At 71.8% G+C, this 16,847-nt stretch carries 17 protein-coding genes and 1 tRNA gene; 12 read left to right on the top strand and 6 right to left on the bottom strand.

From position 1 onward, the window contains the following. Positions 1-220 precede the first annotated feature (220 nt). Positions 221-1,087: a helix-turn-helix domain-containing protein gene (locus ACZ4O3_RS35375; protein WP_362724050.1), complete on the top strand. Its 867-nt coding sequence runs from the start codon at positions 221-223 to the stop codon at positions 1,085-1,087. 3 nt (positions 1,088-1,090) lie between these two features. Further along, the gene (locus ACZ4O3_RS35380) at positions 1,091-1,327 is read left to right on the top strand and encodes a DUF397 domain-containing protein (protein WP_362724047.1); all 237 of its coding nucleotides are present in this window, start codon (positions 1,091-1,093) and stop codon (positions 1,325-1,327) included. Positions 1,328-1,380: 53 nt separating this feature from the next. On the opposite strand, the gene ACZ4O3_RS35385 is transcribed toward ACZ4O3_RS35380, so the two are convergent. Further along, a tRNA-Leu gene (locus ACZ4O3_RS35385) sits at positions 1,381-1,468 on the bottom strand. Between the two features lie 219 nt (positions 1,469-1,687). On the opposite strand from ACZ4O3_RS35385, the gene ACZ4O3_RS35390 reads away from it, so the two are divergent. The 3 genes from ACZ4O3_RS35390 (at position 1,688) to ACZ4O3_RS35400 (ending at position 4,421) form a co-directional block, all read left to right on the top strand. Further along, a complete protein-coding gene (locus ACZ4O3_RS35390) occupies positions 1,688-3,013 on the top strand; it encodes a M20/M25/M40 family metallo-hydrolase (protein WP_362724044.1) in 1,326 nt (441 codons plus the stop codon). Between the two features lie 162 nt (positions 3,014-3,175). Then, positions 3,176-3,409, top strand: a complete 234-nt coding sequence (chpH, locus tag ACZ4O3_RS35395; RefSeq protein WP_362724041.1) for a chaplin ChpH — start codon at positions 3,176-3,178, stop codon at positions 3,407-3,409. Between the two features lie 133 nt (positions 3,410-3,542). Continuing rightward, positions 3,543-4,421, top strand: a complete 879-nt coding sequence (locus ACZ4O3_RS35400) for a chaplin (RefSeq protein WP_467726269.1) — start codon at positions 3,543-3,545, stop codon at positions 4,419-4,421. Between the two features lie 84 nt (positions 4,422-4,505). On the opposite strand, the gene ACZ4O3_RS35405 is transcribed toward ACZ4O3_RS35400, so the two are convergent. Continuing rightward, positions 4,506-4,694 (bottom strand): DUF5703 family protein, encoded by a 189-nt coding sequence (locus tag ACZ4O3_RS35405; RefSeq protein WP_046732800.1) that lies wholly within the window; start codon positions 4,692-4,694, stop codon positions 4,506-4,508. A 47-nt stretch (positions 4,695-4,741) separates the two neighbouring features. On the opposite strand from ACZ4O3_RS35405, the gene ACZ4O3_RS35410 reads away from it, so the two are divergent. Next, a complete protein-coding gene (locus ACZ4O3_RS35410) occupies positions 4,742-5,470 on the top strand; it encodes a hypothetical protein (RefSeq protein WP_467726270.1) in 729 nt (242 codons plus the stop codon). Positions 5,471-5,527: 57 nt separating this feature from the next. Here ACZ4O3_RS35410 and ACZ4O3_RS35415 read toward each other — a convergent pair whose 3' ends face one another. Both ACZ4O3_RS35415 and ACZ4O3_RS35420 read right to left on the bottom strand, forming a co-directional pair. Further along, positions 5,528-7,660 (bottom strand): helix-hairpin-helix domain-containing protein, encoded by a 2,133-nt coding sequence (locus ACZ4O3_RS35415; RefSeq protein ID WP_467726353.1) that lies wholly within the window; start codon positions 7,658-7,660, stop codon positions 5,528-5,530. Then, on the bottom strand, positions 7,645-8,628 hold the full coding sequence (locus ACZ4O3_RS35420) for an aldo/keto reductase (protein ID WP_362722565.1): 984 nt from the start codon (positions 8,626-8,628) through the stop codon (positions 7,645-7,647). The genes ACZ4O3_RS35415 and ACZ4O3_RS35420 overlap by 16 nt, the downstream gene beginning before the upstream one ends. 182 nt (positions 8,629-8,810) lie before the next feature. Between ACZ4O3_RS35420 and ACZ4O3_RS35425 the strand changes: the two genes are divergently transcribed. Both ACZ4O3_RS35425 and ACZ4O3_RS35430 read left to right on the top strand, forming a co-directional pair. Then, a complete protein-coding gene (locus tag ACZ4O3_RS35425; protein WP_362722562.1) occupies positions 8,811-9,866 on the top strand; it encodes an LLM class F420-dependent oxidoreductase in 1,056 nt (351 codons plus the stop codon). 226 nt (positions 9,867-10,092) lie between these two features. Continuing rightward, on the top strand, positions 10,093-10,881 hold the full coding sequence (locus ACZ4O3_RS35430) for a ferritin-like domain-containing protein (protein ID WP_362722558.1): 789 nt from the start codon (positions 10,093-10,095) through the stop codon (positions 10,879-10,881). 37 nt (positions 10,882-10,918) lie between these two features. Here ACZ4O3_RS35430 and corA read toward each other — a convergent pair whose 3' ends face one another. Next, positions 10,919-11,923, bottom strand: coding sequence for a magnesium/cobalt transporter CorA (gene corA, locus ACZ4O3_RS35435; protein ID WP_362722555.1), 1,005 nt, complete (start codon positions 11,921-11,923; stop codon positions 10,919-10,921). Positions 11,924-11,985: 62 nt separating this feature from the next. Here corA and ACZ4O3_RS35440 point away from each other — a divergent pair, with 62 nt between their 5' ends. From ACZ4O3_RS35440 to mshC, 4 genes are all read left to right on the top strand, one after another. Beyond that, positions 11,986-12,672, top strand: a complete 687-nt coding sequence (locus tag ACZ4O3_RS35440; RefSeq protein WP_362722552.1) for a histidine phosphatase family protein — start codon at positions 11,986-11,988, stop codon at positions 12,670-12,672. A 108-nt stretch (positions 12,673-12,780) separates the two neighbouring features. Further along, positions 12,781-13,371 (top strand): DUF3090 domain-containing protein, encoded by a 591-nt coding sequence (locus tag ACZ4O3_RS35445; protein WP_351320481.1) that lies wholly within the window; start codon positions 12,781-12,783, stop codon positions 13,369-13,371. Further along, complete coding sequence (locus tag ACZ4O3_RS35450) at positions 13,335-14,150, top strand: SCO1664 family protein (protein ID WP_362722548.1); 816 nt, start codon at positions 13,335-13,337, stop codon at positions 14,148-14,150. The genes ACZ4O3_RS35445 and ACZ4O3_RS35450 overlap by 37 nt, the downstream gene beginning before the upstream one ends. A 103-nt stretch (positions 14,151-14,253) precedes the next feature. Next, entirely contained in the window at positions 14,254-15,483 is a 1,230-nt protein-coding gene (gene mshC, locus ACZ4O3_RS35455) for a cysteine--1-D-myo-inosityl 2-amino-2-deoxy-alpha-D-glucopyranoside ligase (protein ID WP_467726273.1), read from the top strand. Between the two features lie 164 nt (positions 15,484-15,647). On the opposite strand, the gene ACZ4O3_RS35460 is transcribed toward mshC, so the two are convergent. Next, positions 15,648-16,685, bottom strand: a complete 1,038-nt coding sequence (locus tag ACZ4O3_RS35460; RefSeq protein WP_467726275.1) for a PAC2 family protein — start codon at positions 16,683-16,685, stop codon at positions 15,648-15,650. Between the last annotated feature and the right edge of the window lie 162 nt (positions 16,686-16,847).

The raw sequence follows: 16,847 nt of genomic DNA on the forward strand, positions 1-16,847 counted from the left end.
TCCCAACGCAGGCACGGTAGTTCGCCATGCGAGTGCGGTCACTTTCGTATTTCCCGGATTCATGGTGCCTTCACGGCACAGTCGATAGCAATACGTCCCACGGGATGTGAAAAATTGCGCGCCTCTGCGAGAGACTTGCGGCACAAGCCGTCAGCCGGTGGCGAGTGCCTGGGCGGCACGGCAGACTGTCGGGCAGTTCACCGCAGAGAAGGGGGAACCCGTGAGCACGCCCACGGTGCGCCGGCGCCGACTCGGTGCGAAGTTGCGCGAACTGCGCGGCGAACTCACCCTCGACGAGGTCGCGGAGCACTCCGAGGGCGCGTTCGTCTCCTCGAAGCTGTCCCGGATGGAGACCGGCAAGACCGCCCCCAAGGCAGCGGACATCCAGGCGCTGCTCGACCTGTACACCGCACTCGGCCGCGACGTGAGCGACGAACTGTGCGCGGCCCTGATCACGCTCACCAAGGAGGGCGGCCGCCGCGACTGGTGGCACTCGTACCGGGGTGTCCTCACGCCGGTGTACGAGGACCTGATCAGTCTGGAGGCCGAGGCGGAAACCGTCTCCACCTGGCAGTTGGGGATGGTCCCCGGCCTGCTCCAGACCGCCGAGTACGCCCGCGAGATCATCCGGGCGACCGCGATGTCCGAGGCGGTCGAGGCGCGGGTCGACGCGCTGGTCGAGGTACGGCTGGCACGTCAGGCGGTGCTCACCCGCGACAGCGACCCGCTGGCGCTCTGGGCGATCATCTCCGAACAGGCCCTGCGCTGCACCACCGAGGATCCCGCCCTGATGTACGAGCAGTTGGGGCGCCTGCTTACGATGGGGCGGCGCCCGAACATCAACATCCAGGTGTTGCGCTCGGACGCCCCCCTGCACGCCGGACTGACCGGCACCTTCAGCATCCTGGGCTTCGGTCCGCACGCGGATCTGGACGTCGTCCACCAGGAAGGGCTGACCTCCGCCCTGTACATCGAGGAACGTGATCGGGTCTCCACGCACCGGGCCGCGTGGCAACGCCTCACGTCTGCCGCCGAGTCCGTCGAGGCGTCGGTGGAACTGATCACCCAGATAAGGAAGAACGAATAGCGAATGAAGCACGTTGACGACGCGTCGACTCTGCCGGTGACCTGGTGGAAGTCCTCGGCGTCCGCATCACAGTCCGACTGCGTGGAATGCGGGATCGTCGACGAGACGACGGTGGCCGTCCGCGACAGCAAGCGGCCCCACGGGCCCGCGCTGCTGCTGGGCCGGGCCGCGCTCTCCGCGTTCACCTCGGCCGTGCCCCACGGAAATCCCGGCAACGGCCGAATAGGCCGCCTCGACTGACCCGCACACCCCTCCGAAAACCAAGAAACCCCTGCTGAGCAGGGGTTTCTTCGTGGTGTCCGAGGGGGGACTTGAACCCCCACGCCCGATAAAGGGCACTAGCACCTCAAGCTAGCGCGTCTGCCATTCCGCCACCCGGACAAGGTGTCTGTCGCGCGGGGTTCCCCTCGCGGCGACGAAGGAAACATTACCAGGCTTTCGGAGGTGGCCGATCACACCCCGTTCCCAGGACGCACGGGCGTGAACGGCGTGTGACGGACCGGGACCGGTCTTGGGCTCGGGCCGGAAGGGAGAGAGGATGACGGAAAGGACGACAAGGACGACAGGGACCGGCCGGCAGTGACAGCGGAAGGAAGCAGCGTGAGCGAGACGGACACGGCCAGGAGCGTCACCGGCGAGGACGAGGTCGTGGACCTCTGCCGCGAGCTGATCCGCTTCGACACCAGCAACTACGGCGACCACTCCGGGCCCGGCGAGCGCAAGGCCGCCGAGTGGGTGGCCGAGAAGCTCGCCGAGGTCGGGCTCGAACCGGAGATCTTCGAGTCGCACCCGGGCCGCGCCTCGACGGTGGCGCGCATCGAGGGCGCGGACCCCACCCGTCCGGCCCTGCTGATCCACGGCCACCTCGACGTCGTACCGGCCAATGCCGACGACTGGACGCACCACCCGTTCTCCGGCGAGATCGCGGACGGGTGCGTGTGGGGCCGGGGCGCGGTCGACATGAAGGACATGGACGCGATGACCCTGGCGGTCGTGCGGGACCGGCTGCGCAGCGGCCGCAAGCCGCCCCGGGACATCGTGCTCGCCTTCCTCGCCGACGAGGAGGCCGGCGGCACCTGGGGCGCCCGGCACCTCGTCGACCACCACCCGGACCTCTTCGAGGGTGTCACCGAGGCGATCAGCGAGGTGGGCGGTTTCTCCTTCACGGTGAACGAGGAGCGCCGGCTCTACCTGATCCAGACGGCCGAGAAGGGCATGCACTGGATGAAGCTGAAGGTGGCCGGCACCGCCGGGCACGGCTCGATGATCCACCGCGACAACGCGATCACCGAACTGTCCGAGGCCGTCGCCCGTGTCGGCCGGCACAGGTTCCCGGTGCGGGTCACCAAGACCACCCGGGCCTTCCTCGACGAACTGGGCGACGCGCTCGGCACCGAACTGGACCCGGAGGACATGGAGTCGACGCTGGCCCGGCTCGGCGGCATCGCCAAGCTCATCGGCGCGACCCTGAGCAACACCGCCAACCCGACCCAGCTGAACGCCGGTTACAAGGTCAACGTCATCCCCGGCGAGGCCACCGCGCACATCGACGGCCGGTTCCTGCCCGGCCACGAGGACGAGTTCCTCGCCGACCTCGACCGGCTCCTCGGTCCGAACGTGGTCCGCGCGGACGTGCACTCCGACAAGGCGCTGGAGACGTCCTTCGACGGGGCGCTGGTGGAGGCCATGCAGTCCTCGCTGCTCGCCGAGGACCCGACCGCCAAGGCGGTCCCCTACATGCTCTCCGGCGGCACCGACGCCAAGTCCTTCGACGACCTCGGCATCCGCGGCTTCGGCTTCGCGCCGCTCAAGCTGCCGCCGGAGCTGGACTTCGCGGGCATGTTCCACGGCGTGGACGAGCGGGTGCCGGTGGACGGGCTGCGGTTCGGAGTGCGGGTGCTCGACCGGTTCATCGACGCCTCGTGAAGCGGTACGCGTCGTGAACTCCTGGCTTCAGGTATTCGGGCGGCTGTACGAGATCGACTGGAAAGAGTGAATGCGACGATAAGCTCGTAGCTCCATTACTCCCTCCTCGTTACATCTCATGCGATCCGCTACTTGGGATCGCATTGCCAACAAGGAGGAATAATGCTCAAGAAGGTCGTCGCTGCTGCGGCTGCCACTGGTGGTCTGGTTCTCGCGGGTGCGGGCCTGGCCGTCGCCGACTCGGGTGCTCAGGGCGCTGCCGTGGGTTCCCCGGGTGTCGTCTCCGGCAACGTGATCCAGGTTCCCGTGCACGTCCCGGTGAACGTCTGCGGCAACACGATCTCGGTGATCGGGCTGCTGAACCCCGCCTTCGGCAACTCCTGCGTCAACAAGTGACGCCCACTCCCTGAGGGGCGTCTTTCCGTCGGCCCCGGAGTGCGCGCCACGCGCTCCGGGGCCGGCCGGTTTCTCCGCGGAATTTCCGCGAGAAATGCAATGGTCAGGATCCAAGGCAGGGGGGAATTCGAAAATGCGACAGGGCACTCGCAAGGGCCTTATGACGGTGGCCGCGGCGACCGGAGTGATCGCCGCGGCGAGCGGCTACGCACACGCCGACTCCGGGGCCGTAGGCTCGGCCACCCACTCGCCCGGTGTGCTGTCCGGCAACACGGTGCAGGCGCCGGTGCACGTGCCGGTGAACGTCTGCGGCAACACCGTGAACGTCGTCGGCGCCCTCAACCCGTCGATGGGCAACAAGTGCGCCGACCGGGGCGGCGGGGGCGGTGCGACCGGGGGCTACGGAGACTCGGGAGGTCACGGCGGCGGTTCGCATGCCGTCGGCCGCACCGGCGGCTCGCCCGGGGTCGGTTCGGGCAACACGGTGCAGGCCCCGATCGACGTACCGGTCAACGTGTGCGGCAACAGCGTCGACGTGATCGGCATCGGCAACACGGCCATCGGCAACGACTGCGCCAACGGCGACCACGGCGGAGGGTACGGCGACCACGGCGGTGGCGGTGGTCACCACGGTGGCTGTCACGGTGGTTCCGGCGGCCACGGCGGGCACGGGGGCAACCCCGGTACTCCCGGGCACCCCGGTCATCCGGGACAGCCGGGAAACCCTGGCACTCCCGGCACCCCGGGACAGCCGGGAAACCCCGGTACTCCGGGTACTCCCGGGCACCCTGGCACCCCCGGTCACCCCGGAGGCGGGACCGTTCCGACCGGTGGTCACGGGTCCTCCGCCGTCAGCCCACTGGGCGGCGGCTCGGTGACCCACCCCGGTACCGGTGCCGCCCAGCTCGCGCACACCGGAGGTGACGTGCCGCTCGGCCTCGCGCTCCCGGCGGGCGCCGGCGCGCTGCTCGCGGGCGCGGTGCTCTACCGCAAGGCGCGCGCCTCGGTGTAGCGCACGGACGGTGACGCCCCCGCGGCGGTACGTGAACGGAGCGGGCCCCGTCGATGCGGGGCCCCTTCCGTCATGCGGAGAGTCTCACCATGTGGCACGCACCTGGCGGATGATCCGCCGGCGCAACCGCACCCTGCGGCTGCCGTCGCGCATGAGGCTCAGTCGGTCCAACTCCCAGTGTCCGTACTCGGCATGGTCCGTCAGCAGACGCGTCGCCTCCTTGCGGGACACCCCGCGAGGTACGTACACGTCGACAAATTCGTATTCCGGCATCGCATCTATTGTGCGGGCTGGTGCCCGGTACGGATAGCGTCTGCACTATGTCTGATGCTGCGCAGCCCACCGCTGCCGAGGTACGCGCCGCCGCCGAGGCGGTCAAGACCGCGCTCGACCGCCATCTGGCCGCGGTCGAACGCAGGTCGGGGGAGGACGACCCGGCTGTCTACGAGGCGTTCAACCAGCTGGCCGCGGCCGCCGAGGTCTACGACGAGCTGCTCTACGACCGCTACGACGAGGTCACCCCCTTCGAGATCCCCGGCACCGAGGACTCGCTGCCGCCGTACGCGGGGCCCGAGGAGCCGAACGCGATCAGCGTGCTGATCCGCCGCGACTACGCCGTGGCGGAACCACAGCGGTTGCTGGCGCAGGCGCAGCGGGTCGAGGCGGCGGAGTACGGCGACGGGCCGGGCGCGGACGAGGACGCCGCCGGCACCATCCACGGGGCGCTGGGGATCCTGTTCGGCGAGTTCGAGCCGGACGAGATCGCCTCCCGGCACAAGGAGTTCGGCCTGGAAGAGGGCGACTCCACGCTGTGGGTGACCGCCGCGGACGAGGCGGCCGAGCCCGGTGAGTGGCTGGAGGCCCCGTTCGAGGGGGTCGACCCGCAGCGGGTGGTGTGCCGGTTCGACGTCAGCGCGGTGTTCGACGACGAGGACGACGAGGACGGCGAGGACGGCGAGGAAACCGCACGCGGCGCGGGCGCGGACGAGCTGGACGACCTCGACCTGGATGAGGACGAGGACCTGGAGCCGCTGGACGCGGAGCGCTGACCTTCCGGTCGGCGGTGTCCCGCGCGCCTCGGGGCACGTAGGGCACCGCCGGCCGGGTCAGGCCTCGGCCGTCGGCGGTACCTGTGTCTTGAGCAGGAGCGGCAGGCGGGTCGTCCGGGGCTTCGGCAGGGACTCGGCCACCGCCTTGGGCAAGGCTTGTTCCACTCCGTGGACCACCGACAGATGCCGCTCCGCCCGGCCGAAGGCCGTGTACACCCAAGGACGGCTGAGGGACTGGGCCGCGTCGCCGGGGAGCACCACGACCGCGGCCGGCCAGCGGCCGCCGACCGCCTGGTGGGCGGTCAGCGCCCAGCCGTGCCGTACGGCCTGCTCCACCCGCTCCTGCGGTACGACCACGGGCGCGCCCGCGCACGACAGGTGCAGCCCGTCGGCGTCGGCGTCCACCACCTGGCCCGTGACCGTACGGCCCGGCGCGGGGGAGTAGGCGACCCGGTCACCGGGGTCGAAGCCGCCGAAGCGGCCGGGGCCCGGATTGAGCCGTTCCTTGAGGGCGGCGTTGAGGGCGCGGGTGCCGGCCGCGCCGCCATGGCCCGGGGTGATCACCACGGTCTGCTCGGCGGGGACGCCGATGGCGCGCGGCACGGAGTCGGCGACCAGCTGCACCGTCCGGTGCACCGCTTCGCCGGCGTCCCGCACCGGCACGATCACGATCTCCTTGCCGGGTGCCTCGACCTGGCCGAGCTCGCCGGCACCGATACCGGAGACCAGGTCACCGAGCGGGCCGGGGTCGGGCGTGCGCGAGGCGATCTGCGGGCACACCCGGGCCGCCAGCAGGTCGGCGAAGACCCGCCCGGGGCCCGCCGACCACAGCACCGCCGGATCCCCGCTGAGCACCAGCCGGGCCCCGTCGGGCAGCGCCTCCACGAGCACCGCCGCGCCCTCCACGTCCAGTTGGGGCGCGTCCAGCACGATCAGCAGGTCGAGGTCCAGGGCACCCTCCGCGTCCCGGCCCGGTCCCTCGGCACCGGAGAGCAGACCGGCGACCGTGCCGACGCCCGTGTCCGCGGCCGCCGACCGCGCGGCCAGGCGGAGCTGTCCCTCCGAGGTGTGCACGGCGGCGAAGGCGCGCAGCCCGGCGCGCCGGGCTGCGGTCAGCAGGGCCGCCGGTTCGTCGCGGGCCGCCTCGCCGCCCGTGTGCAGCACCAGGCCGTGTCCGACGAGCGCGGCCGCCAGCTCGGCGGCACCGCCGGAGACCGCCGCGGCGGCCGTCTCCCAGGGCTCCGAGGCGTCCTTGGACAACGAGTTGACCAGCCGGGCCAGTCCGTCGGCGAGGCTCTCCTCGGCCAGCGCGTACCGCTCCAGGGCGACCAGGGTCCGGACCGGCCGCTCCTCCTCGTCGTCCTCGGGCTCGGGGGCGCCCGGGTCCAGGAGGTCATGGAAGACCAGCGCGTCCCCCTCGGCGAGCGCGTCCCGCACGGCCGCCTCCGGGTCGGGCACGGACCGCTGGGCCAGGGCGGCCGTGAGCGCCGGCATCTCCAGCGCGGTGTGTCCGGCCAGGGCGGCCTGTTCCAGGAGCCAGCCGGTCACCGCCCGGCCGCGCCGCTCGTCGTCGGGAGCGCACTCCGCGCCCAGCAGCGCCCGCGCGAACCCGTCCGCCTGGTCCGGCCGGACGCCGGTGACCCGGAGCAGCTGCCAGGGATCCTCCCGCAGCAGCGTGTCGGCGCCCTCGCCGAGAGCCGTGGCGACCTGGGGGGCCAGCGACTCGGGGGCACCGCCCTCGGCCAGCACCGCCCGGACCGACGCGACCGTCGCCACGGCGGGCGCGGCGGTGACGGGCGCCGGCCGCGGCCGGTGGACCGGCTCCGGCCCGGCCGCCGGGCGCGGGGCGGGCTCCGGCGCGGCGAACACGGTGCCCGCCGGCTTGTCGCCGCTCTCCACCGCACGGATCGCCGCGAGCAGGTCGGCCGCCTTGCCGCTGAGTCCGGCCCCGCTCTCGATGGGGCCCTTCTTCTCCGACTTACGGCGCTCGATCCGCTCCCGCTCGATCCGCTGGGCGGCCAGCTCGGCCTCGGCCTCGGACTGCTTCGCCGCGCCTGCCGGGTCGTCGTCGCCCGTGCCGGCGGTGCGGGTGTCGGCCCCCGGCGTCCCCCCGGCCGTCGTGCCCTCTTCGCCCTCGTCGGCCTCGGGAGTGGCGCCCAGCCCCGGCTCCGTGCTCACAGCGTGCTCCAGTCGTGATCGGGATAGCGGTGCACGGGCGCCGACACGTCGTCGAGCGCCCGGCAGATCTCGTCAGGAAGACTAAGCGCCTCCACTGACAACGCCCCCGTGAGCTGCTGCGCGTTGCGCGCGCCGACGATCGGCGCGACGACTCCGGGCCGGTCCCGCACCCAGGCGAGGGCCACCTGGAGCGGTGTCACGGCGAGCCCGTCCGCCGCCGTCTGCACCGCGTCCACGATCCGGGTCGCGGTGTCGTCGAGATACGGCGCGACGAACGGCGCCAGATGCTCCGAGCCGCCTCTGGAGTCCGGGGGAGTGGAGTGCCGGTACTTCGCGGTCAGCACGCCCCGGCCCAGCGGCGAGGACGGCAGCAGGCCGATGCCGAGGTCGAGGGCGGCGGGCAGCACCTCGCGCTCGATGCCCCGCTGGAGCAGCGAGTACTCCAGCTGCGTGCTGGCCAGCCGGGTACGGGTGCCCGGCGCCGCGAGCTGCCAGGTGGCCGCTTTCGCGATCTGCCAGCCGCAGAAGTTGGAGACCCCGGCGTACCGGGCGCGGCCGCTGCTGACGGCCAGGTCGAGGGCCTGGAGCGTCTCCTCCAGCGGGGTGTCCGGGTCGTAGGCGTGCACGTGCCAGACGTCGACGTAGTCGGTGCCGAGGCGGGCCAGGGAGGCGTCGAGCGCGGCGAGCAGATGGCCGCGGGAGCCGTCGAAACGGCGGTCGGGGTCGGGAACGCTGCCCGCCTTCGTCGAGATGACCAGGTCACGGCGCGGCACCAGCCCCTCTATGAGCTGTCCGAGCAGGTACTCGGCCTCTCCGTCGCCGTACACGTCAGCGGTGTCGACGAGGGTTCCGCCGGCCTCCCAGAACGCCTTCAGCATGTCCGCGGCGTCGTGCTCGTCGACGTCCCGGCCCCACGTGAGAGTGCCGAGCCCGATCCGGGACACGCGCAGGCCGGTACGGCCGAGATGCCTCTGCTCCATGCCCGCGAGATTACTGGCCAGAGCTGGTGCCTTGGGTTGCCTGTGGATAACCGGTTTCCACCGGAAGACGGCGCGGTCGGCCGCCGCGGTCCACGGTCGGACCAGGACCGGTCCCCCCGGCCGAAATTCCCACGCTATGGTCTCTCCGACAGCGACGTTACTGATCGGTAAGGGGATCGGCCATGAAGCTCGGGATCAACCTCGGCTACTGGGGTGCCGGGATGGACGGGGACAACCTGGCCGTGGCGCAGGAGGCCGAGCGGCTCGGTTACGCCGTCTGCTGGGCCGCCGAGGCCTACGGCTCCGACGCCGCCACGGTGCTCAGCTGGGTCGCCGCACAGACCGAGCGCATCGACGTCGGTTCGGCCATCTTCCAGATCCCGGCCCGGCAGCCCGCGATGACCGCGATGACCGCCGCGACGCTCGACTCGCTCTCCAAGGGCCGCTTCCGGCTCGGCCTCGGCGTCTCCGGCCCGCAGGTCTCCGAGGGCTGGTACGGCGTCAAGTTCGACAAGCCCCTCTCCCGCACCCGCGAGTACGTGGAGATCGTGCGCCGGGCGATGAGCCGTGAGCGGCTGTCGTTCGAGGGCGAGCACTGGACGCTGCCGCTGCCGGGCGGTCCCGGCAAGCCGATCAAGCTGACCGTGCACCCCGAGCGCGAGCACATCCCGGTCTACATCGCCGCCATCGGGCCGAAGAACCTGGAGCAGACCGGCGAGATCGCCGACGGCGCGCTGCTGATCTTCCCCTCCGCCGAGCACCTGGAGGAGACGGCCGTCAAGTACCTGCGCGCGGGCCGCCAGAAGGCCGGCCAGAGCCTCGACGGGTTCGACGTCTGCCCGACACTGCCGCTCGCCGTGGGCGACGACAAGGACGTGCACACCCTCGCCGACACCTTCCGCCCGTACACCGCGCTGTACGTCGGCGGCATGGGCAGCCGCAAGCAGAACTTCTACAACCATCTCGCCCAGCGCATGGGCTACGAGCAGGAGGCCGCCGAGATCCAGGACAAGTACCTGTCCGGGGACAAGAACGGGGCCGCGGCCGCCGTTCCGCACGACCTGATCGACAAGACCACGCTGCTGGGTTCCGTGGAGCGGATCGCCGACCGGATGAAGGCCTACGCGGCCGCCGGGGTCACCACGCTGTCCCTCGCGCCCGCCGGGTTCGCCCTGGACGAGCGGCTCGCCTCGCTGCGGGCCGGCGCCGAGGCCCTGGAGCGCGCCGGCCTCGCATAAGCGCACCGGCGAGAGGATTCCGCGGCCGTGGTGGGGGCTCGGGGGTCTTCCCCGCCACGGCCGTCACGCGGAACAACGCGCCCGCGCCCGCGCGGTTACGCGCTCGGTGTGACACCGCTGCTCCTCCTTTCGGCCGAGTTCGTCCGCACAGCTGTTGCAGCAGCCAGGATGGGGCATTTGACTCGTTCTCTGCGGGTCTGGTGAGTCCTCCGGAGGGGTGCCCACGATGCTTTCGGCCAAGAGTCTGTTCCTGGAGATCCTCGACAACGACGAGTCCTTCCGGCTCTTCTGCTCCATCGCGGCCAGCGGAGAGGCGCAGGGCGGCTGGGAGAACGCGCGGATCGCCGCGCTGGTACCGAAGACCGAACACGACCTCGCTCCCAAGATCACCCGACACGGCGCCGACGAGGACAAGCACGGGCGCATCTTCAACGCCCTCATGAAGAAGCGCGGGCTCACCCCCGTGCCGGTCCCGCCCGACACCGACTACACGATGCTCCTGGAGCGGCACGGCATCGGACTCGCCCACGACAAGCTCAGGGCCGACCGGGCGCTCACCGTGCACGACATCGTCACCTACCTCGCCCACAGCCGGGTCACCGAACAGCGCGCCTCGGAGCAGATGGAGCTGCTGCGCAGGTACTTCGCCGACCACCCGGACCTCGGCCGCGCGGTGCGGATGATCTCCGACGACGAGGACAACCACCTCGCCTACTGCCATGAGGAACTGCTGCGGTTCGCCGCCGCCGGGCACGGCCGCGCGATCCAGCGCACCCTGCGCGAGTGCGCGCTCGCCGAGATCAGGATCTACCGGGACGTCAGCCTCGCCGTCATGGCCCACATGGGCCGCATCCTCGGCTGGCCGAAGGGCAGGTCCGCCCTGCTCGCGTTCGGCATCCACGCCGTCTACGCCTACGAGCGCGCCGCCGGATGGCGCCGGATGGTCTCGCTGCGGATGCCGGAGCGCAGAAACGCCCTGGGCGGCCCCACGACCACCGCCCCCGAGTTCGCCTGAGCGGGAGCGGCAGCGGGCCGCCCGGCCGCCGCGTGCCTCACATCCAGCCGCGGCGCTTGAACGTCCGGTACAGCAGCAGCTCCAGGGCGACCATGAGCAGGATCACCGCCGGGTACCCCCAGACCCAGTGCAGCTCGGGCATGTGATCGAAGTTCATGCCGTAGATCCCCGCGATCAGCGTGGGTACCGCCGCCATGGCCGCCCACGCCGAGATCTTCCGCATGTCGTCGTTCTGCCGCACGCTCATCTGCGCGAGATGGGCGCTGAGGACGTCCGACACCAGCCGGTCCAGGGCCTCCACGCCCTCGTTCACGCGCAGCAGGTGGTCATTGACGTCCCGGAAGAACGGGCGGGCGTCCTCGCGCACGAAGGGCACCGTCGTGCCGCTGCCGTACGGGCCCACCCCCGCCAGCTTGGTCATGGGCATCGCCAGCGGCACGGTGGCCCGGCGGAACTCCAGGATCTGCCGCTTGAAGGTGTAGATCCGCGACGCGGTGTGCCGGGAGCCGCCGCCGCTCGGCGAGAACACCTCGGCCTCCAGTTCCTCCAGGTCGTTCTGCAGCTCGGTCGAGACTTCCAGGTAGTTGTCGACGACCGCGTCGGAGATCGAGTACAGCACGCCCGTCGGCCCGTGCTTGAGCAGCTCGTGCTGCTCCTCGAGGTGGCGCCGGATGTCCCCGAGCGGCGAGGGCGTCCCGTGGCGCACCGTCACCACGAAGGAGTCCCCGATGAAGATCATCAGCTCGCCGGAGGTCACCGTGTCGCCCTTCGGCTCGTACGTCACCGGCTTCAGGACGACGAACAGCGAGTCGTCGTACACCTCCAGCTTGGGCCGCTGGTGGGCGGTCAGGGCGTCCTCGACGGCCAGCGGATGCAGCCCGAACTCGTCGGTGACCAGGTCGAACTCGTGCTCCGTCGGCTCGTACAGGCCGATCCAGAGGAAACTGTCGCCACGCGCGCGTGCCTCCGCGAGGGCGTCGGAGAAGTCCTGCGGGGTCTCCGTCCGCCTCCCGTCGCAGTAGATGGCGCAGTCGACGATCACGGAGCGTATTCTCCCGTCGCCCCACCGCCTGCGCACTTCGGCGAACGCCTACCCTGGGCGGCATGCCCACGCTGATCCTCGTAAGGCACGGACGGTCCACCGCCAACACCTCCGGGCTGCTCGCCGGCTGGACCCCCGGCGTCGCCCTCGACGAGCGCGGCACCGCCCAGGCCGCCGCACTGCCCGGCCGGCTCGCCGGGCTGCCGATCGCCGAGATCGTCGCCAGCCCCCTGCAGCGCTGCCAGGAGACCGTCCGCCCGCTGCTGGACGCCCGTCCCGGTCTCACCGCCCACACCGACGACCGGATCGGCGAGGCCCACTACGGCGACTGGTCCGGCCGCAAGCTCGCCGAACTGGGGGACGAGCCGCTGATGGAGGTGGTGCAGGCGCACCCGTCGGCGGCCGCCTTCCCGGGCGGGGAGTCCATGCGCGCCATGCAGACCCGCGCCGCCGAGGCGGTCCGCGAGTGGAACGCGCGCGTGGAGCGCGACCACGGCGCCGACGCCGTGTACCTGATGTGCTCGCACGGCGACATCATCAAGTCGCTCGTCGCGGACGCGCTCGGGCTGCATCTCGACCTCTTCCAGCGGATCTCCGTCGAACCGTGTTCCATCACCGCGATCCGTTACACCCGCCTGCGGCCTTTTCTCGTGCGTCTCGGGGACACCGGGGATTTCGCCTCCCTCGCCCCCCGCGAGGAACCCGCAGGGGAGGACGCCCCGGTCGGTGGCGGCGCCGGCGCGCCGTGATCGTCAACCGCAGTAGGGTGAAGCGACCCACCTGGTCGCCGACCGGCACCCCGTACGGTCAGCCGCCCTTCCGAACCCACGCACTCTCGATTCCCATGGAGACAGGACGTGTCCCGTCAGGTGTTCCTCTATGATCCGCCGGACCGCTTCGTCGCGGGTACGGTCGGACTGCCCGGACGCCGTACGTTCTTCCTCCAGGCCACGGCCGGCCCCCGGACGACCAGCGTGGCCCTGGAGAAGACCCAGGTAGCCGCGCTCGCCGAACGCATGGACGAACTCCTCGACGAGGTCGTCCGGCGCAGCGGCGGCAACGCGGCCGTCCCCGCCGTCGCACCCACCGAGATCGCCGACAGCGCCCCGCTGGACTCCCCCGTCGAGGAGGAGTTCCGCGTCGGCACCATGGCGCTCGCCTGGGACGGCGAGGAAGAGCGCATGATCGTCGAGGCGCAGGCGCTCGTGGAGCTGGACGCCGACTCCGAGGAGGACCTCGCCGAGGCCGAGGAGCGGCTCCTGCAGGACGAGGAGAACGGGCCCCCGATGCTGCGGGTCCGGCTGACCGGCGCGCAGGCCAGGGCCTTCGCCAAGCGCGCCCTTGACGTCGTCAACGCCGGGCGGCCGCCGTGCCCGCTGTGCAGCCTCCCGCTCGACCCGGAAGGACACGTATGTCCGCGCCAGAACGGATACCGCCGCGGAGCGTGACCGCCGCCGAACTGCTCGCCCACGGTGAGCTGAAGGTACGCGGACGCATCCGCGACGCCTCCAACGCTGCGTTGTTCTGCACGGTCGCGTACGACGGCGAGGAAGCGTCCTGCGTCTACAAGCCGGTGGCCGGGGAACGGCCGCTGTGGGACTTCCCCGACGGCACCCTCGCCCAGCGCGAGGTCGCCGCCTACGAGGTCGCCGTGGCCACCGGCTGGGACCTGGTCCCGCCCACCGTGCTGCGCGACGGCCCCTACGGCGAGGGCATGTGCCAGCTCTGGATCGACGTCGACGCCGAGAGCGCCGACCTGCTCGCGCTGGTCGACGCCGAGGAGCCGGAGCCGGGCTGGAAGGCGATCGGGTTCGCCGAGGTCGGCGAGGGGAAGACCGCGCTGCTGGTGCACGCCGACGACGAACGGCTGCGCCGGCTCGCCGTCCTCGACGCCGTGATCAACAACGCCGACCGCAAGGGCGGCCATCTGCTGCCCACCGGCGACGGACGCCTGTACGGCATCGACCACGGGGTCACCTTCAACGCCGACAACAAGCTGCGCACGCTGTTGTGGGGCTGGGCTGGGGAATCCCTCACCACCGAGGCCGTCGAGGCCCTCACAAGGCTGCGTGAGGCCCTCGGCGGGGCGCTGGGGACCCGGCTGGCCGAGCTGATCACCGCCGTCGAGCTCGACGCCACGCGCGCGCGTGTCGAGGCGCTGCTCACCACCGGAAGGCACCCGGAACCGAGCGGAGAGTGGCCGGCCATCCCCTGGCCGCCCGTGTGAGGGCCCCGCAGCACATCGCGGACGCAAGATCAAGAGCGCCTTCCCGGCCATCTGGCCTGGTCCGGTTCGTATACCGAACTCAGGTCCGGTTACGCTCATGTACATGCATGCCTGGCCCGCTTCCGAGGTCCCCGCCCTGCCTGGTCAGGGCCGCGACCTGAGGATCCACGACACCGCGACCGGCGGCCTCGTCACCCTCGACCCCGGTCCCGTCGCCCGAATCTATGTCTGCGGCATCACGCCGTACGACGCCACCCACATGGGGCACGCGGCGACCTACAACGCGTTCGACCTGGTTCAGCGTGTGTGGCTCGACTCCAAGCGGCAGGTGCACTACGTCCAGAACGTGACGGACGTCGACGACCCGCTCCTGGAGCGCGCCGAGCGCGACGGCGTCGACTGGGTCGCCCTCGCCGAGCGGGAGACGACGCTCTTCCGCGAGGACATGACCGCCCTGCGGATGCTGCCCCCGCAGCACTACATAGGCGCGGTCGAGGCGATACCCGGCATCGTGCCGCTCGTCGAACGGCTGCGCGATCTCGGCGCCGCCTACGAACTCGAAGGCGACATCTACTTCTCCGTCGAGTCCGACCCCCACTTCGGCAAGGTCTCGGGCCTCGACGCGGCCGCCATGCGGCTGCTGTCCGCCGAGCGCGGCGGCGACCCCGAGCGTCCCGGCAAGAAGAACCCGCTCGACCCGATGCTGTGGATGGCCGCCCGGGAGGGCGAACCCAGCTGGGACGGCGGCTCCCTCGGCCGCGGCCGCCCGGGCTGGCACATCGAGTGCGTGGCCATCGCCCTCGACCACCTCGGCATGACCTTCGACGTCCAGGGCGGCGGCTCCGACCTCGCCTTCCCGCACCACGAGATGGGCGCCTCGCACGCCCAGGTGCTCACCGGCGAGTTCCCGATGGCCAAGGCGTACGTCCACGCCGGCATGGTCGGCCTCGACGGCGAGAAGATGTCCAAGTCCAAGGGCAACCTGGTCTTCGTCTCGCAGCTGCGCCGGGACGGCGTCGACCCGGCCGCCATCCGCCTCGCCCTGCTCTCCCACCACTACCGAGCCGACTGGGAGTGGACCGACCAGGTCCTGGCGGACGCGGTGGCGCGCCTGGACCGCTGGCGCGCGGCGGTCTCCCGTCCGGACGGCCCGGCGGCGGAGGCCCTGGTGGAGGAGATCCGCGAGGCCCTGAGCAACGACCTGGACGCCCCGGCCGCCCTGGCGGCGGTGGACCGCTGGGCCGCGCTCCAGCAGGAGCGGGGCGGCACGGACACGGGCGCGCCCGGCGTCGTGTCACGCGCGGTGGACGCGCTGCTCGGCGTGGCCCTCTGAGGAGACCCCGTGCCCCGCGCCCCCTCTCCAGGGGTCGCGGGGCACTGCCTTTCAAGTTTTCAAGGGGCGCGGGGCACCGCGCGACCCGCCACGACGCGCACGCACGGCGCTCACCTTCGCGGCGGTCGAGAAGGGGCGGTACGCAGACGCGTACCGCCCCTGTCTCAGTCCTCGGAGGTGTCCTCGCCGTCCGGCCCGGGATCCCCGCCGTCCCCGCCCTCCCCGGCGCTCCCGGGCGTGTCGGGCCTCGGCGGACGCGGCGGCCGCGCCTTGCCGGCCGGGTTGCCGGGGCTGTCCCGCAGGTAGGGCGCGCTGTCGGTGCCGTCCGCCGTGGCGTGGCCGCCGGGGCCCGGCGGCGGGTTCACGTCCCGGCGCCGCAGGTAGCGCTCGAACTCACGCGCGATCGCCTCGCCCGACGCCTCCGGCAGCTCGGCGGTGTCCCGGGCCTCCTCCAGCGTCTGCACGTACTCCGCGACCTCGCTGTCCTCGGCGGCCAGCTGGTCCACGCCGACCTGCCAGGCGCGCGCGTCCTCGGGCAGCTCACCCAGCGGGATCCGCAGGTCGAGCAGGTCCTCCAGGCGGTTCAGCAGCGCCAGCGTGGCCTTCGGGTTGGGCGGCTGGGAGACGTAGTGCGGGACGGCGGCCCACAGCGAGACCGCCGGGACGCCCGCGTGGGTGCAGGCCTCCTGCAGGACGCCGACGATGCCCGTCGGCCCCTCGTACTTGGTCTCCTCCAGGTCCATCCGCTGGGCCAGGTCCGGGTCGGAGGTGACCCCGCTGACCGGCACCGGACGCGTGTGCGGGGTGTCGCCCAGCAGGGCGCCCAGGACGACCACCAGTTCCACGCCCAGCTCGTGGGCGAAGCCGAGCAGCTCGTTGCAGAACGAGCGCCAGCGCATGGACGGCTCGATGCCCCGGACCAGCACCAGATCGCGCGGCTTGTCGCCGCCGACCCGGACCACGGACAGCCGCGTCGTCGGCCAGGTGATCTTGCGCACGCCGGCGTCCATCCACACCGTGGGGCGGTTGACCTGGAAGTCGTAGTAGTCCTCGGCGTCAAGGGCCGCGAACACCTCGCCCTTCCATTCCCGCTCCAGGTGCGCGACCGCGGTGGAGGCGGCGTCGCCGGCATCGTTCCAGCCCTCGAACGCGGCCACCATCACTGGGTCGATCAGCTCGGGAACCCCCTCCAGCTCGATCACCCAGCGCCTCCTTCCGACGTACCCTCGCGTACGCCCCAACCTTACGGCGTCCGGCGGGGGCGCCCGCAGCCCCCTTGCACGGGGGAGTGAACGGATCACTGCCCCGTTCGCCGCCCATGAACACCCCGATCAGGCGAGGAACCGCCCACGGACGGCAAGCGC

Source organism: Streptomyces sp. NPDC026515, from assembly GCF_055567595.1.

Excerpts from the sequence above, each read along its gene's own strand:
- ACZ4O3_RS35380 (WP_362724047.1), top strand. The coding sequence starts at position 1,091 with ATGAAGCACGTTGACGACGCGTCGACTCTGCCGGTGACCTGGTGGAAG.
- chpH (WP_362724041.1), top strand. The coding sequence starts at position 3,176 with ATGCTCAAGAAGGTCGTCGCTGCTGCGGCTGCCACTGGTGGTCTGGTT.
- ACZ4O3_RS35400 (WP_467726269.1), top strand. The coding sequence starts at position 3,543 with ATGCGACAGGGCACTCGCAAGGGCCTTATGACGGTGGCCGCGGCGACC.
- ACZ4O3_RS35405 (WP_046732800.1), bottom strand. The coding sequence starts at position 4,694 with ATGCCGGAATACGAATTTGTCGACGTGTACGTACCTCGCGGGGTGTCC.
- ACZ4O3_RS35410 (WP_467726270.1), top strand. The coding sequence starts at position 4,742 with ATGTCTGATGCTGCGCAGCCCACCGCTGCCGAGGTACGCGCCGCCGCC.
- ACZ4O3_RS35420 (WP_362722565.1), bottom strand. The coding sequence starts at position 8,628 with ATGGAGCAGAGGCATCTCGGCCGTACCGGCCTGCGCGTGTCCCGGATC.
- ACZ4O3_RS35425 (WP_362722562.1), top strand. The coding sequence starts at position 8,811 with ATGAAGCTCGGGATCAACCTCGGCTACTGGGGTGCCGGGATGGACGGG.
- ACZ4O3_RS35430 (WP_362722558.1), top strand. The coding sequence starts at position 10,093 with ATGCTTTCGGCCAAGAGTCTGTTCCTGGAGATCCTCGACAACGACGAG.
- ACZ4O3_RS35440 (WP_362722552.1), top strand. The coding sequence starts at position 11,986 with ATGCCCACGCTGATCCTCGTAAGGCACGGACGGTCCACCGCCAACACC.
- ACZ4O3_RS35450 (WP_362722548.1), top strand. The coding sequence starts at position 13,335 with ATGTCCGCGCCAGAACGGATACCGCCGCGGAGCGTGACCGCCGCCGAA.
- mshC (WP_467726273.1), top strand. The coding sequence starts at position 14,254 with ATGCATGCCTGGCCCGCTTCCGAGGTCCCCGCCCTGCCTGGTCAGGGC.